Origin of the sequence: Rubrivirga marina (genome assembly GCF_002283365.1) — a bacterium.
In the GTDB taxonomy this organism is placed as follows: domain Bacteria; phylum Bacteroidota; class Rhodothermia; order Rhodothermales; family Rubricoccaceae; genus Rubrivirga; species Rubrivirga marina.
The window spans coordinates 3,849,257-3,862,628 of the sequence record NZ_MQWD01000001.1 but is presented as its reverse complement, the minus strand read 5'-3'; the positions used below and the strand labels follow the sequence as shown (position 1 = coordinate 3,862,628).

Here is a 13,372-nt window from a genome sequence, read left to right as displayed (position 1 = left end):
GGGATCCGACCGCCTGTAGCTTCGGGGTCCTCTCTTCCTGTTTCCGTCCCCCTTCGTGTTCGCTCCCGACACCTACGCCGCCCGCCGCGCGGCGCTCGCCGACGCCGTCTCCGGCGGGCTCATCGTGCTGCTCGGCAACAACGCCGCGCCGATGAACTACGCGGCCAACCACTACCCCTTCCGCCAGGACGGCTCCTTCCGGTACTACGCCGGCGCCGACGCGCCCGGCCTCGCCCTCACGATCGACGCCGATTCCGGCGAGGCCACGCTCTACGGCCGCGAGGCGACGATCGAGGACCGCGTGTGGGACGGCGAGCGCCCCTCGGTCGCCGACCGCGCGTCCGCCGCCGACATCCCCGACTCGGCCCCCCCCGACGCGCTCGGTGGCGTCGTCGCGGCGGCCCGGCAGGCTGGGCGGACGATCCACGTGCTCCCGCCGTACCGGGCCGAGCACCGGATCCGGCTGGGCAACCTCCTCGGCGTCGCGCCCGAGGCGGTCGAGGCATCAGACGTGTTGACGGACGCCGTGATCGCGCAGCGGCTCGTCAAGACGCCGCAGGAGGTCTCCGAGATCGAGCACGCCATTGCCATCGCCGACGAGATGCACCGGACGGCGATGTGGATGGCCCAACCGGGGCGGACCGAATTCGAGGTCGCCGCGGCGATCGAGTCGGCCGCGACGTCGCGGGGCTCGTACCTCTCGTTCCCAGCCATCGTCACGACGCGCGGCGAAGTGCCGCACCACCGCGCCGGCAGCCACGTCCTCGAAGCGGGCGAGCTCCTGCTCCACGACGCCGGCTGCGTCGCGCCGAACTCTGGCTACGCGTCCGACATCACCCGGGTCTCGCCCGTCGGCGGGACGTTTTCGGAGCGCCACCGCGCGATCTACGACCTCGTCCTGAAGGCCCAGGAGGCGTGCATCGCCGGCTGCGCGCCGGGCGTCTCGTTCCGTGACCTCCACGACCTGTCGTCCAAGACCCTGGCCGCCGGTCTCGTCGACCTCGGGCTCCTCAAGGGCGACGTCGACGAGCTGGTGGCCGAGGGAGCCCACACACTGTTCTTCCACCACGGCCTCGGGCACCCGCTCGGCCTCGACGTCCACGACCTCGAGGGGCTCGGCGAGGACCGCGTGGGGTACGCCGATGAGGCCTCCCGGAGCACGCAGTTCGGGACGAAGTTTCTCCGCTTCGCGCGCGAGCTCCGCCCCGGCCACGTCATGACCGTCGAGCCCGGCCTCTACTTCAACGCCGTCCTCATCGAGCTCTGGCGCTCCGAGGGCCGCTACGCCGACGCCGTCGATTACGACGAAGCCCAACAATGGGTCGGCTTCGGCGGCGTCCGGATCGAGGACGACGTGCTCATCACCGACGACGGGCACCGCGTGCTCGGGCCGCCGATCCCGAAGCGGCCCGAGGACGTGGAGGCCGCCGTGCAGGGCGGGGCATGAGGTCGCCGGTCGTCACCGTGGGCCTCCGGGCGGGCGCGCTCGACGCGGCCGAGCGGCTGGGGCGCCCGGTGGTCGCCGTCGTCGAGAAGGCGCCCGGCCCTAAGGCTTCGGCTCGGCTCGCGGGCGTCGTCGTGGCCCCGTTCGACCCCGAGGCCGAGCCGTGGGAATCGGTCGCCGCGGCGGTCCGGGCGCACGAGCCCGCGGCCGTCGTCGCGCTGACGGAGCGGTCGGTGCCGCCGGCCGCGCACCTCGCCGCTGCGCTCGGTCTGCCCGGGCTCCCCGCTGAGGCGGCCCATCGGTGCAGCGACAAGCGGGCCATGAAGCGCGCCGCCCGCGCCGCCGGCATCCCCTGCGCCGACGTGGTCGAGGCCGAAGACGGGCTCCGAGGCGACGAGATCGTGGAGCGATTGGGGCTTCCGCTCGTGCTCAAGTCGGCCGTCGGGTCCGGGAGTCGGGGGACGGTCGTCGTTCGCGACGCGGCGGAGGTGCCGCCCGCGTTGCCGCCGGGCTGGATGGCCGAGTCGTTCGTCGACGGCGTCGAGATGAGCGTCGAGTCGTTCGTGGTCGACGGCGAGGCGGTGTGGATCAGCCCGACGCAGTACCTCGAGCCGGCGTGGTCGAGCCTCGTCCCGGCCCCGCTGCCGGCGTCCGACCGCGAGGCCGCCCTCGGACTCGCCGAGGCGGCCCGGGTGGCGTTGGGCGTCACGCGGGGGATGACGCACGCCGAGCTGTTCCTCACCCCGAGCGGGCCGGTCTTCGGCGAGCTGGCGGCCCGCCCGCCCGGCGGCCACCTCATGCCGCTCATCCACCACGCCTACGGCGCCGACCCGTGGGAGGCGGTGCTCCGCCTGGCCTGCGGCGAGGCGCCCGGGATGCCGGCGGAGCCCTCGCGGGCCGCGGCCGTCCGGCTCTTCCACCCGGGGCCGGGGACCGTCGTGGCGGCCGAGGGCGCGGACGCGGCCCAGGCGATGCCCGGCGTCGAGGTCTGCTCGCTCCGCGTCGGGCCGGGCGACGCCGTCGGCACGCGCGAGGGGACGGGCCAGGAGGTCGGCCACGTGCTCGTGACGGCCGAGACGGCCGCCGAAGCCGAGGCCCGGTTGGCGGCGGCGGTCGACGCGATTCGGGTGGAGGTGGACAGGAGAGGGGGATGAGGCCTGCGGGCTGGAGGTCCAACTCCGATCCCTCCTCATCCCTCCAGCAGCACCTTGCCCCAGCGGCCGTGCGAGGTCGCGGCCCGGACCGCCTCGGCAGCGTCGCCGAGGTCGAAGGTGTCGGCGACGGGGAGCGTGATCGCGCCCTCGACGACGAGGTCGGCCAGCGCCGTGAGGGCGGATCGGAGGGCGGCGGGCGTCGCGCGGGAGGCCCACTGCGTCCGCCACAGGCCCCGAACGCGGACGTTGCGGTAGATGAGGGCGGCGGGGGAGACCGGCAACGGGTCCCCACTGAGCGCGCCATACACGACGTGCGTCCCGCCTTCCGCCAGCGCTGACGTCGCCAGCGCCCCGGGGTCGCCCGCGACGGGGTCGAACACGGCCTTCGCGCCGTCCTTGCCGACGGCCTCTCGGAGCGCGGCCCGCGCCTCCTTGGTGTCCTCGTCGGCCACCACGACCGTCGCGCCGATCGCCTCCAGCGGCTCGCGGTAGCTCTCGCGACGGACGATCGCGACCGGGTGGGCGCCGTGCCGGACGGCCAGCTGGGCGGCGATCCGGGCGACGGCGCTCGCCCCGGCCGTCTGCACCAGCACGTCGCCCGCGTGGAGCGAGACGGCCTCGTGGAGGAGCCACGCCGTGAGCGGGTTGACGAACAGCTGCGCCGCGGCCTCGTCCGAAAGCGCGTCGGGGACCGGGGCCGTCTCGGCGACCGGGAGCACGACGGCCTCCTGCCACGTCGGCGCCTCGCCGAGCTTGACCACGCGCTGCCCGAGGCGGCCGGCCTCGACGTTCTCGCCAAGCGCCTCGATGGTGCCGACGCCCTCGTTCCCGCCGACGGCCGGGAGCTCGCGGGTGCGCCCGTACGTCCCGCGCACCATCGACAGGTCGGCCGGGTTGACCGATCGGTGCGTGAGGCGGACACGGACCTCGCCGGGGCCAGGCTCGGGCATCGGGACGTCGTCGAGCTGGAGGACCTCGGCGGGCGGGCCGTGGCGGTGGAAGCGGAGGGCGCGCATCGGGGGCGGGATCAGTTGAGTCGGTAGCGCTCGTCGGGCGGCGGAGACGCGGGCGGCGTCCGGCGGTGGGTCCACACGGCGATGGCCTGCGTGAGCGCGGCGCCGACGAGGATGGCGAGGGGGCCGCCGACGAACATCATCCCGAGGAGGGTCCCGTAGCCGTAGGCAGACGAGTCGCCGAGGTCGTCGGCGGTCGCGACGATGGCGACGAGGGCCACGCCCGCCACGATGCCGCCGAGGGCCGTGCCGGGGAGGGCCCACCACACGCCGCGGCCCGACCGCTTCGCCAGCTTGCCCGAGACGACCCCGAAGAACCCGACGATGACGAGCGCCGTCACGAACCCGGCGATCCGCAGCGGGAGTCGTAGGGGCGGTGCGGGCGCGCGGACGGAGACCGCCAGCACGTCGCCGGGGACGCCGCGGAAGCGGCCTTCCAACCGGCCCGGGGTGCGCCGGAGTGGCAGCGACGTCGCCACGTCCCAGCCCTCCGGCACGAGCACGGCCACGTCGAGCTGGCCGAAGCCGTCCCACAGCCGGGCCGGCGCGAGGCTGTAGGCGAGCTGCCAGACGCGGTTCGGGTGGTCGCCCGCGTCGTACGACCCGAGGCGCACGCGGTACCGCACGCGGACCGTGTGCTGGCCGGTCGGGATCGGCGCCTCGAACCGGAGGCCCGTCGGCGTGCCGAAGCCGTCGTCGGCCTCGTAGGGGAGCGCGTCGCCGTCGAGCGCGGGGGTGCTCTTGGCGATCGTCCAGAGCGGCGGGACGGCGAGCGAGTCGAGGCGGCGGACGGCGACGGCTTGCTCGTCGACCCACACCTCGGCCCCGTCGACGCCCTCGCCGAGGGCGACGAAGTCGAGCGGGACGACGCGGCCCTGGCCCGTGTTGACGATCCGGTACGTAACCTCGATCACGGCGAACGGCCGGCCGCGCTCGAGCGGGCGGAGGTCGAGCGTCAGAACCTCACGGGCCACGCGGAGGCCGTCGAGCGCGGCTGCGGGCTCGCCGGCCGGCGTCCCGGGCTGGACCGGGTTCGCCATGTTGGCCCGGGCGGGGGCCGCCAGCAGGGCGAGGAGCAGGAGAGGGAGAAGGCGCATCCCCCGAAGATCCGGCGGCGGCCCTCCCCGTGTCGAGTCCCCCCGCCTCGGCGCCGAGGCAGAGGAGGTCAGCGACGGCGCTTGGCGCGGGCGGTGGGCGTGGCCTCGAGCGGGTTCTCGGGCCAGTGATGCTTCGGGTAGCGGCCCCGAATGTCCTTCCGCACGTCGAAGTAGGCGTCGCGCCAGAACGAGGCGAGGTCGGTCGTGACCTGGACGGGGCGCTGGGCCGGGCTGAGGAGGTGCATCAGCACGGGCACGCGGCCGTCGAGCACGCGCGGCGTCTGCTCCAATCCGAACACTTCCTGGAGTCTCACGGCCAGCACGGGCGTGTCGGGATCGGAATAGTCGAGCGGGCGGACGGAGCCGCTGGGGACGGTCACATGCGACGGCGCCAGCCGGTCGAGCTCGGCGCGCGACCCGCCGAGCTGGCGCAGCACCATCCCGAGGTCGAGGCGGCCGAGGTCCGACAGCCGCGACATCTCGGCGAGGTACGGGCCGAGCCAGTCCTCCAGCCCGTCGAGCAGCGCGTCGTCGGAGACGTCGGGCCAGTCGGCGCCGAGGTGGTGGTGGAGGAACGCCATCCGTTCGCGGAGGCGGCGCGTCTCCTTCGCCCACGGCAGCGCGCCGAGCCCGGCCTGGCGGACGCCCTCGACGAGTCCGGCCGTCACGAGGTGCGGCGCGGGGTCGCGGATCGGCGCCTCCGACAGGACAACGGCCCCGAGCCGGCGGACGCGCCGGGCCACGACCCGGCCCGCCTCGGCGTCCCACCCGACCGACTCGTCCTCCACGATCTGGTCGGCGAACAGCGACTCGATGTCGTCGGCGTCGAGGGGCGCCGCCAGAAAGACGCGGGCGCCGCCGCGGCGGTCGTCCAGGTCGCCCACGGCGAGGAAGGGCGCGTCGGCGAGCGGCTGGTCGCGGTCGAGGAGTACCGCGCGCCCTTCGCGGAGCCGGTAGCGCGCGCCCTCTGCGGTTTCCCCCACGCGCTGCCCGAGGCGGTCGGGGTAGGCGAGGGCGAGGAGCGGGCCGGCCCAGTCGAGGTCGCCAGGCGTGTCCGTCGCCTTCCAGGCGCTCCGCCAGCGATTCGCCTCCTGGCGCGCGCGGTGGAGCGCCCCGCGGTCGAGCCGGGCGCCGCGATGCGAAAGGTCGCGCGCCCCGCGGATCGCCTCGATGCGGAGCCGGAGGTCGACGTCGGGCAGCCGCCCAGCGTAGCGGAACAGGTCGCGCTCCGACAGCAGGCCGACGAGATCGGCCGCCAGCCCGGCGCGGCCCATCTCCCGGGCGCGGAGCGCGAGGTGGGCGAGGCGCGGGTGCATCGGGAGGTCGGCCATGGCGAGGCCGTGGTCGGTGAGGGCGCCGTCGGCGTCGACGGCGTCGAGCTCGCGGAGGAGCTCGCGGGCCGCTTCGAAGGCCGCCTCGGGGGGCGGGTCGAGCCAGCGGAGCTCGTCGGGCGCGGCGCCCCAGGCGGCGAGCGTGAGCGCGAGCGGGGCGAGGTCGGCCTGCGTGATCTCGGCCGGGGCGAACGGCCGGAGCGCGGCGTGCTCGACCTCGCTCCACAGCCGGTACCCGACGCCCGGCTCGATGCGCCCCGCGCGGCCCAGCCGCTGGTCGGCCTCGGCGCGGCTCACGCGGACCGTCTCGAGCCGGCTCATCCCGCTGCCCGCGTCGAACCGCGGCCGCCGCGCGAGCCCGGAATCCACGACCACGCGGACGCCCTCGATCGTGAGGCTCGTCTCGGCGATGCTCGTCGCGAGGACCACCTTCCGGGTGCCGGGCGGGGCGGGGGAGACCGCCGTGTCCTGGTCGCGCGCTGAGAGGTCGCCGTAGAGCGGGGCGATCGTGACGTCGCGCGGCACGGTGCCCTCCAGACGCTCGGCGGCCCGTCGGATCTCGCCCGAGCCCGGGAGGAACGCGAGCACGCTGCCCTCCTCGTCCTCGAGGGCCCTGCGGACCGCGGCGGAGACCGCGTCCTCGATGCGCGGTGCGCGGCCGGACGCGTCGGGCCGCGGCGACCCGAGGTAGCGGGCCTCGACCGGGAACGTCCGCCCTTCGCTGGTCACGACGGGCGCGCCGTCGAGGAGCGCCGCGAACCGCTCCCCGTCGAGCGTCGCGCTCATAGCGAGCAGCTTGAGGTCGGGTCGCAGAAGCCCCTGTGCCTGAAGCGACAACGCGAGCCCGAGGTCGCTCTGCAGGCTCCGCTCGTGGACCTCGTCGAATACGACCACGCCGACCGTGCGTCCCTGCTCCAGCCCCGGGTCGCGGAGGAGCCGCTGCGTCAGCACGCCCTCGGTGACGACCTCGATCCGGGTCCGCCGGCTCACCCGCGTCTCGCCCCGGACGCGGAGCCCGACCGTCTCGCCGACGCGCTCGCCGAGCTGGCCCGCGAGCCGCCGCGCCGACGCCCGCGCGGCGATCCGCCGCGGCTCCAGCATCAGGATGCCGTGGTCCCCGAGCCAGTCGGCCTGGAGGAGGGCGAGCGGGACGCGCGTCGTCTTGCCGGCGCCGGTCGGCGCCTGGAGCACGGCCGCGTCCGCCTCGGTGAGGGCAGCGACGAGGCGGGGCAGGACGGCGTCGACGGGGAGCGGGGGGCCGGGGAGGTCGATGGGAGGGTGGGTTCGTCGGGATGGCCCCGAAGTTCGGGCGGTCTCTCGTCGAGCGCGAGCGCAGGGGCGACGGTGGACGCGGAGTCCGGTCCGTGGGGGGCGCTCCGCCGGTGCGTCCGATGGGCGGCTCCGCGGGCGGTTCGGGCGCGCCGAGCTCCCGGGGACAATCCGCGAGGTGCTGAGTAGGAGGGGCGCCCAACCGCCGCCCGATGTCCCCTTCCGTCCGCCTTCGAGTGCTCTGGGAGCGCTACGTCGCTCCCTCGCGGGCGGAGCGCGACCCCGGGTTCCGGGCCGTCCTCGACGGGGCGTCGGTGCTGGGCATGAAGGTGGCCGGGCTGTTCGGGATCGTGGCGCTGGTCGGGGTCGGCGTGTCGGCGGGGGTGACGTCGGTGCTGGAGGGGGCCGGCATGCGTGGGGCGGCGGGGCAGATCGGCGACGCGCTCTCGGAGAAGCTGTTCGTGTACGCGATCGCCGCCGTGTTCCTCGGCGTGGCGCGGTTCCGGCCGGGCCTCCACATCAGCCGGTGGCTGCTGGCCACCTACGTCCTCGTGGGCTCCGGCATCCTGATGTACGTCGACGTGGGGCGGCAGGACATCGAGTTCCTCGCGGCGTGGCTGTCGCTGCTCCTCCTGTTCACGGTCGGGACCGTCCCGTTCCAGCCCGTGCAGACGCTCGCGCTCGGCGTCATCATCACGGTCCTCCACACGGGGGCGGCCGTGATGCTGGGCGAGGTCGGGCAGATCACCGATCCGGGCGAGGGCGTCCGCCGGATGTCGTACCTCGTCCTCGTGACGTTCCTCTGCACGGCCATGAGCGCGGCGCTCTACGCCGGCCGGCGGGCCCAGTACCGCGGGACGCTCCGGCTGTCGCGGCTCCGCGACCGGCTCCAGCAGCGGGGCCGCCAGCTCGAGGCCCGGAGCTCCGAGCTCGAGCAGCAGCAGGCCGAGCTGACCACCTCGCTCAGCCGGCTCGAGCAGGCCCAGACGCAGCTCGTCCAGCAGGAGAAGATGGCCAGCCTCGGGCAGCTCACGGCCGGGGTCGCCCACGAGCTGAAGAACCCGCTCAACTTCGTCAACAACTTCGCCCAGCTCCTCGTCGAGCTCCTCGACGACTTCGAGCAGGAGATCCGCGAGGACGACCAGCAGACGGTCGCCCAGGCCCTCGACACGTCTGGCGACCTCCTCGACGACCTCCGCTCGAACGCCGTCAAGATCCGCGAGCACGGGCGCCGGGCCGACGGGATCATCCGCTCGATGCTGGCCCACAGCCGGGCCACGCCGGGCCCGAGCCGGCCGGCCCCGCTCAACAGCCTCCTCAAGGAGTACGTCGGGCTGGCCTACCACGGGATGCGGGCCGAGCACACCGGCTTCAACGTCGACATCCAGACCGACTTCGACGCCGAGGTGGGCGAGGTCGTGATGGTGCCCGAAGAGATGGGGCGGGTGTTCTTGAACCTCCTCGACAACGCGCTCCAGGCCCTCCGCGCGCGTGCCGCCGAGGCGCCCGACTTCGACCCGACGCTGACCGTGACCTCGCGGCCCTGGGGCGACGGCGGCGTCCGCGTCGAGATCGCCGACAACGGGATCGGCATCTCGCCCGAGGTCCGCGACCGGATCTTCGAGCCGTTCTTCACGACCAAGCCGACGGGCGAGGGCACCGGCCTCGGGCTGTCGCTGGCCTACGAGATCGTCGTCCACGGGCACAGCGGCGAGCTGTCGGTCGAGACCGAGGAAGGGGAGGGGACGACGTTCGTGGTGTGCCTGCCCGGCGCGCCTCCGGCCGGCGACGGCATCGCCCCCCCCTCGGCGACGGTCGGGGCCGCCTCCGAGGGTGTCGAGGGGCGCACCGAGGCGGGCGCGTAATTCGCGCGAGGCGCGCGGAGCACAACCGGCCGCAGGGGTGCGGGGCGGCGTCGGAGCCGGCGCGGAGCCATCACAACCTGTACCCGTCGCGGATCGAGGCCAACTCGGACCGCACCAGCCACCGGTTCGGCGAGGTCGTCGACGCCGACGCCGACCGCTGATACCGTGGCGCCCAGGTCACGACGGACAGCGCCTGCGACGGTGGCCGAGGAGTGGAGCGAGCTCGGCCAGCAGAATCCGACGCTGGGCTTCGCGGGCCGGTTCGGGCCATGCCACGACCACAAGGGGGACGCCGCTCGCTCGGCGTTCTACGTCGCCACGATCTACCCCTCGGAGGTCTCGTCGGCCGGTGGCGATGCCTTCTTCGCGGCGATGGCCCGGGACCTCATCGACTGGCACTACGCCGACCCGACGAGCGCCGAGGAGCACGCCCGCTCGGAGTGGATCGCGACGCGCCAGGGCCAGCCCAATCCGTTCCTCCTCGACTCTCGCCCCAGTTCGGCCGGGCTGACGTCGGAGGACGTCGGGATCGAGGAGACGAACTCCACGCCGTACCTCCGGACGATCCGACTCATCGGCGTCGGGTCGGAGTACGAACACTTCCAATGGCACGGCCCGCGCTACGAGTCGCGCGGCTCACTCAACGCGTCCCAGATCCACCGCGCGCCGAACCGGCCGGCCCTGGCCGCCTCGGTCGAGGCGGCGCCCGAGGCGGCCGTCTTCCCGAACCCGTCGGCCGGTCCGCTGACGGCGACGCTCCGGCTCGACGCGCCCACCTCGGTGACCGCCAAGGTGGTCGACGTGCTCGGCCGCCGCGTCGTGAGCGTCGAGGCCGGCGAGCCGCCTGCGGGCGTGGTTCGGGTCGTGCTCGACCTCGCCGACGTGCCAGCTGGCCTCCTTCTCGTCCGCCTCGCGGCCGGCGAACACGTCGTCGTTCGCCAGTTGACGGTGGCGCGGTAGCGATGACGGGGATGCGTCCGCGTCGTCGGAACGCGGGCGTGACAGGGGGCGGCCCTGGTCCGGGGGGCTAAGGACCTATCCGAAAAGGGTGCGGGCGCCCGGCCGTCTAGCTTGAGGGACTCTTACCTCTCCTCACGCCCGACGTGCCCGCGACGCCCGCACGCGCTCAAGCTAGCGCGCCCGACTTCGAGTCTGAGATCGACGCCCGCTTCCTGCCGCCCCCCGAACTCTGGGCCGCCGTCGAGCCGCTGCTCCCCGAGCCACCCGGTGGAGGCCGACCCCGGAAGCCCGACCGCGAGGTCTTCGCCGCGATCTTCTACGTGCTCACCACCGGCATCCAGTGGAAGGCGCTGCCACGGTGTCTCGGGGCGGCCTCGACCGTCCACGACCGGTTCCAGGAGTGGGCCGAGGCCGACGTCTTCGCTCACCTCTGGGCGACGGGACTCGTCGAGTTCGACGCCTCCGTCGGGCTCGACTGGACGTGGCAAGCGATCGACGGGGCGACGACGAAGGCGCCGCTCGGGGGCGCGGCGACCGGCCCCAACCCGACGGATCGCGGCAAGTCGGGCACCAAGCGCCACCTGCTCACCGAAGGCCACGGGCTCCCGGTCGGGCTCGTCGTGACCGGCGCCAACCGCAACGACATGACGCAGGTCGAGCCCGTGCTCGACTCGATGGCCGTCGTGTCGTTCGAGGCCGAGCAGCACCTGTGCGCCGACAAGGGGTACGACTTCGATTCGGTCCGCTCGGCGCTGAGCGCATCGGGGTACGTCACCCACATCCTGAGCCGAGGCGACGAGAAGCTGGCGCTGAAGATGCCGGGGTACCGGGCACGACGATGGGTCGTCGAGGCGGCGCACTCGTGGCTCAACCGGTTCCGGCGGCTGCTAATCCGGTGGGAGAAGAAGGCCGAGAACTTCGCGGCCTTGCTCCACCTGGCGTGTGCCGTGATCGTCTGGCGCCGATGCCCGATCTCAGCCGACGACTACCTTTTCGGATAGGTCCTAAACCGGCGCCGTAGGACAGGGACGGGTCTCCGTGTCGGACGCCGTCCGCGGGCTCCACTCGGAGGTTCTAGGGGCCGACGCACTCGTCCCACCACCTTCCACTGCCTGTTGTGATCCTCTACACTCTCACGCCTGACCTCGTGCTCGGCTTCGCCGCCGCGCTGGCTGGCCTCGTTGCCGCGTCCGCCTCTCACTCCTGAGCGGGGCCTGCCTGAGCGGGGCCTGCCACGCCACCGTTCTTCACGGGGCGGGTGCCGAGGCGGTTCAGGGATGGGCCAGGGGGGACGTCAGGGAACGGCTGTGGGGTCGGCGGGGCGGGCGTCGCCACGTTGCGAGGTTTCCCACCACATCCCGATGGGCGAGACGACGCTCCACTCGGAGACCGCCAGGCGGTCTCCCATCGGCTTTCCCGTCCTACAGCACGCGGACGCGTCGGCTCGACGCGCCCCCGATTCTGCGCCGAGCCGCGGGGGACTTGCGCTGCGAGTCCTCGTGGGACGTGACCTCGCTGCCCGCGCCTCATTGGACGGGCTCTCCGTGTCCGATCGCGCCCGCCTCGTGTGGTGGGCCATCGGCTTGACGCCGACCGCTCGGTTGCGGAAGCGCCGTTTCAAAGAGGCCCTCGACGATGGCCGCGCGGCTCCGGCGTCCGTGGCGTACGCCAGACAGGCGTCGTAGCGGAGAGCGGCGGCCGTCGATGCATGGCCGCACGAGTCGTGGGATCACCGGAGGCCGATGGCGCCCGTTCTCGCCTAACGTGGCCTGCCTCACACCCATCGACCTGTGTACGCCATCGCTCTCGCCGTCACCGCCCTCGCCGTCGCGTCGTTCACCCTCTCGGTTCGCGTCGGCCACGTCCTGTCCCGGCGGCGCGCGCGTGTCTAACCCATCGGAGCCGTCCTCGCCTGCGGGCGGAAGGCTGGATCGGGGCGCTAACCAAGTTGACTTCGGGAAGGGGAGGGCCTATACCAGTGGGGCTCTCACTCAGAGTCCTGCATACGGGGCCTCTCACTCTCTCTCCCAGGTCAGCAGGAGCTGACGCCCCCGGTCGGATCAGGCCGAAGCGCTCACCGAGGCCGAGGCGGCCCTGGGCGGGAGGCCGTGCTGCGGGTGGGCCTACGGCATCGAGTACGGAACCCTCGCTCGGCGATTCCGCCACCGCCGCCATCCCAGCGCGACCTTCACGCTCTGCCAGCGCCCGTACCTCGCGACCTCCGCGACGATGTGGGCGGGCCTTGGGATTGGGAAACCGTAGGCCGAGAGTCGAGGGGCCAGCGATCGCGAGTCCTCCCGCCTCGACGAGCCTACGCCCGAGTTCGCCAGAGCCAATTCCTGGCGTTCACTCCCGCCCGCCCCAACCGGCGGGGCTCCCATCGACGTCTGCGAACAGGTGTGGTGGGTTTGTCGACGCCCCTGGGAGCCCCGCCGACCGGACGTATCGGCGATGCCCCACCCCAGACCGTACAGGTAAGCCGAACGTCACGGGCGTGTACCATGCACGACCACGCCAGGGCGCCCTCCGATGGAGGGCGCCCTGGCGCAGAGCGAAGGCGGGCTCCCCACCACGGGCGCCGCACCATCAGAGACGCCGCGCCATGCGTCAGGCGCCACGTCTGACTGCCACTCACCCAGGCCCGTGCCAACGCAGGAGGGGGCGGATCTGTCGCCACCGACGGTTCGGTCACTTGACATTCCGGGGTCGTATCCCATCGCGGTCCCAGTCCGAGACTGGGACGGGTCCGGCCGGCGCGTGCGCGACACAAGCGACCCCCGCTAGATCCCGGCTACGCCCGCCCGGGTGCCCCCGCCTCGGCGTCGAGGCGGTCCGAGCCGTCGCCGGACAGATCCAGACGTCCCCGCTCGGCGACCGTCTCCCCGCGCTTTCCGGCTGGCCGCCAGCCGCAAGCACGTCGATCATCAGGGCTCTCGCCTGGCCGGGCCTCGGCGTCGGGGTGGAAGGGGGCGCCCGGCTCCGCACGAACCCGCCGCCGACCGCCAAAAGCTATCGCCAGAAGCTACCGGCCCCACTGGGCCGACTGTCCAGCGGTCTGCCGGCTCAAGAAGTCGAAGGACGATGGGCAGCCAGGACTGCGTCCACTAGGCCGCCGGTCGACCAAGGCGATCTGGCCGGGCCGCCCCCCACCACAGAGCGCGGCCCGGCCGAGTTTCGAGCCGGCCCAGGCCTGTCGTCCCGAGCCTCTGGAGTGTACGCAGCTCACGTTTCAGACATGT

8 protein-coding genes are annotated in these 13,372 nt (G+C 73.8%); 5 read left to right on the top strand and 3 right to left on the bottom strand.

All coding sequences use genetic code 11. The features are described 5' to 3' along the window. Positions 1–55 precede the first annotated feature (55 nt). Entirely contained in the window at positions 56–1,447 is a 1,392-nt protein-coding gene (locus BSZ37_RS16465) for an aminopeptidase P family protein (protein ID WP_095511599.1), read from the top strand. Beyond that, on the top strand, positions 1,444–2,598 hold the full coding sequence (locus BSZ37_RS16460) for an ATP-grasp domain-containing protein (RefSeq protein WP_179299701.1): 1,155 nt from the start codon (positions 1,444–1,446) through the stop codon (positions 2,596–2,598). Before BSZ37_RS16465 ends, BSZ37_RS16460 begins: the two co-directional genes overlap by 4 nt. 35 nt (positions 2,599–2,633) lie before the next feature. Here BSZ37_RS16460 and BSZ37_RS16455 read toward each other — a convergent pair whose 3' ends face one another. From BSZ37_RS16455 to hrpB, 3 genes are all read right to left on the bottom strand, one after another. Next, entirely contained in the window at positions 2,634–3,614 is a 981-nt protein-coding gene (locus tag BSZ37_RS16455; RefSeq protein ID WP_095511597.1) for a zinc-dependent alcohol dehydrogenase family protein, read from the bottom strand. Between the two features lie 11 nt (positions 3,615–3,625). Beyond that, the gene (locus tag BSZ37_RS16450; RefSeq protein ID WP_095511596.1) at positions 3,626–4,708 is read right to left on the bottom strand and encodes a hypothetical protein; all 1,083 of its coding nucleotides are present in this window, start codon (positions 4,706–4,708) and stop codon (positions 3,626–3,628) included. A gap of 68 nt (positions 4,709–4,776) precedes the next feature. Continuing rightward, positions 4,777–7,311 carry an ATP-dependent helicase HrpB gene (hrpB, locus tag BSZ37_RS16445; RefSeq protein WP_095511595.1) on the bottom strand — a complete coding sequence of 845 codons (2,535 nt, stop codon included), beginning with the start codon at positions 7,309–7,311 and terminating at the stop codon, positions 4,777–4,779. A 209-nt stretch (positions 7,312–7,520) separates the two neighbouring features. Here hrpB and BSZ37_RS16440 point away from each other — a divergent pair, with 209 nt between their 5' ends. The 3 genes from BSZ37_RS16440 (at position 7,521) to BSZ37_RS16430 (ending at position 11,134) form a co-directional block, all read left to right on the top strand. Further along, positions 7,521–9,173: a sensor histidine kinase gene (locus BSZ37_RS16440; RefSeq protein WP_095511594.1), complete on the top strand. Its 1,653-nt coding sequence runs from the start codon at positions 7,521–7,523 to the stop codon at positions 9,171–9,173. A gap of 201 nt (positions 9,174–9,374) precedes the next feature. Beyond that, positions 9,375–10,133, top strand: coding sequence for an endonuclease (locus tag BSZ37_RS16435; protein WP_143537694.1), 759 nt, complete (start codon positions 9,375–9,377; stop codon positions 10,131–10,133). 197 nt (positions 10,134–10,330) lie between these two features. Then, entirely contained in the window at positions 10,331–11,134 is an 804-nt protein-coding gene (locus BSZ37_RS16430; protein WP_425442620.1) for an IS5 family transposase, read from the top strand. Positions 11,135–13,372: the final 2,238 nt, after the last annotated feature.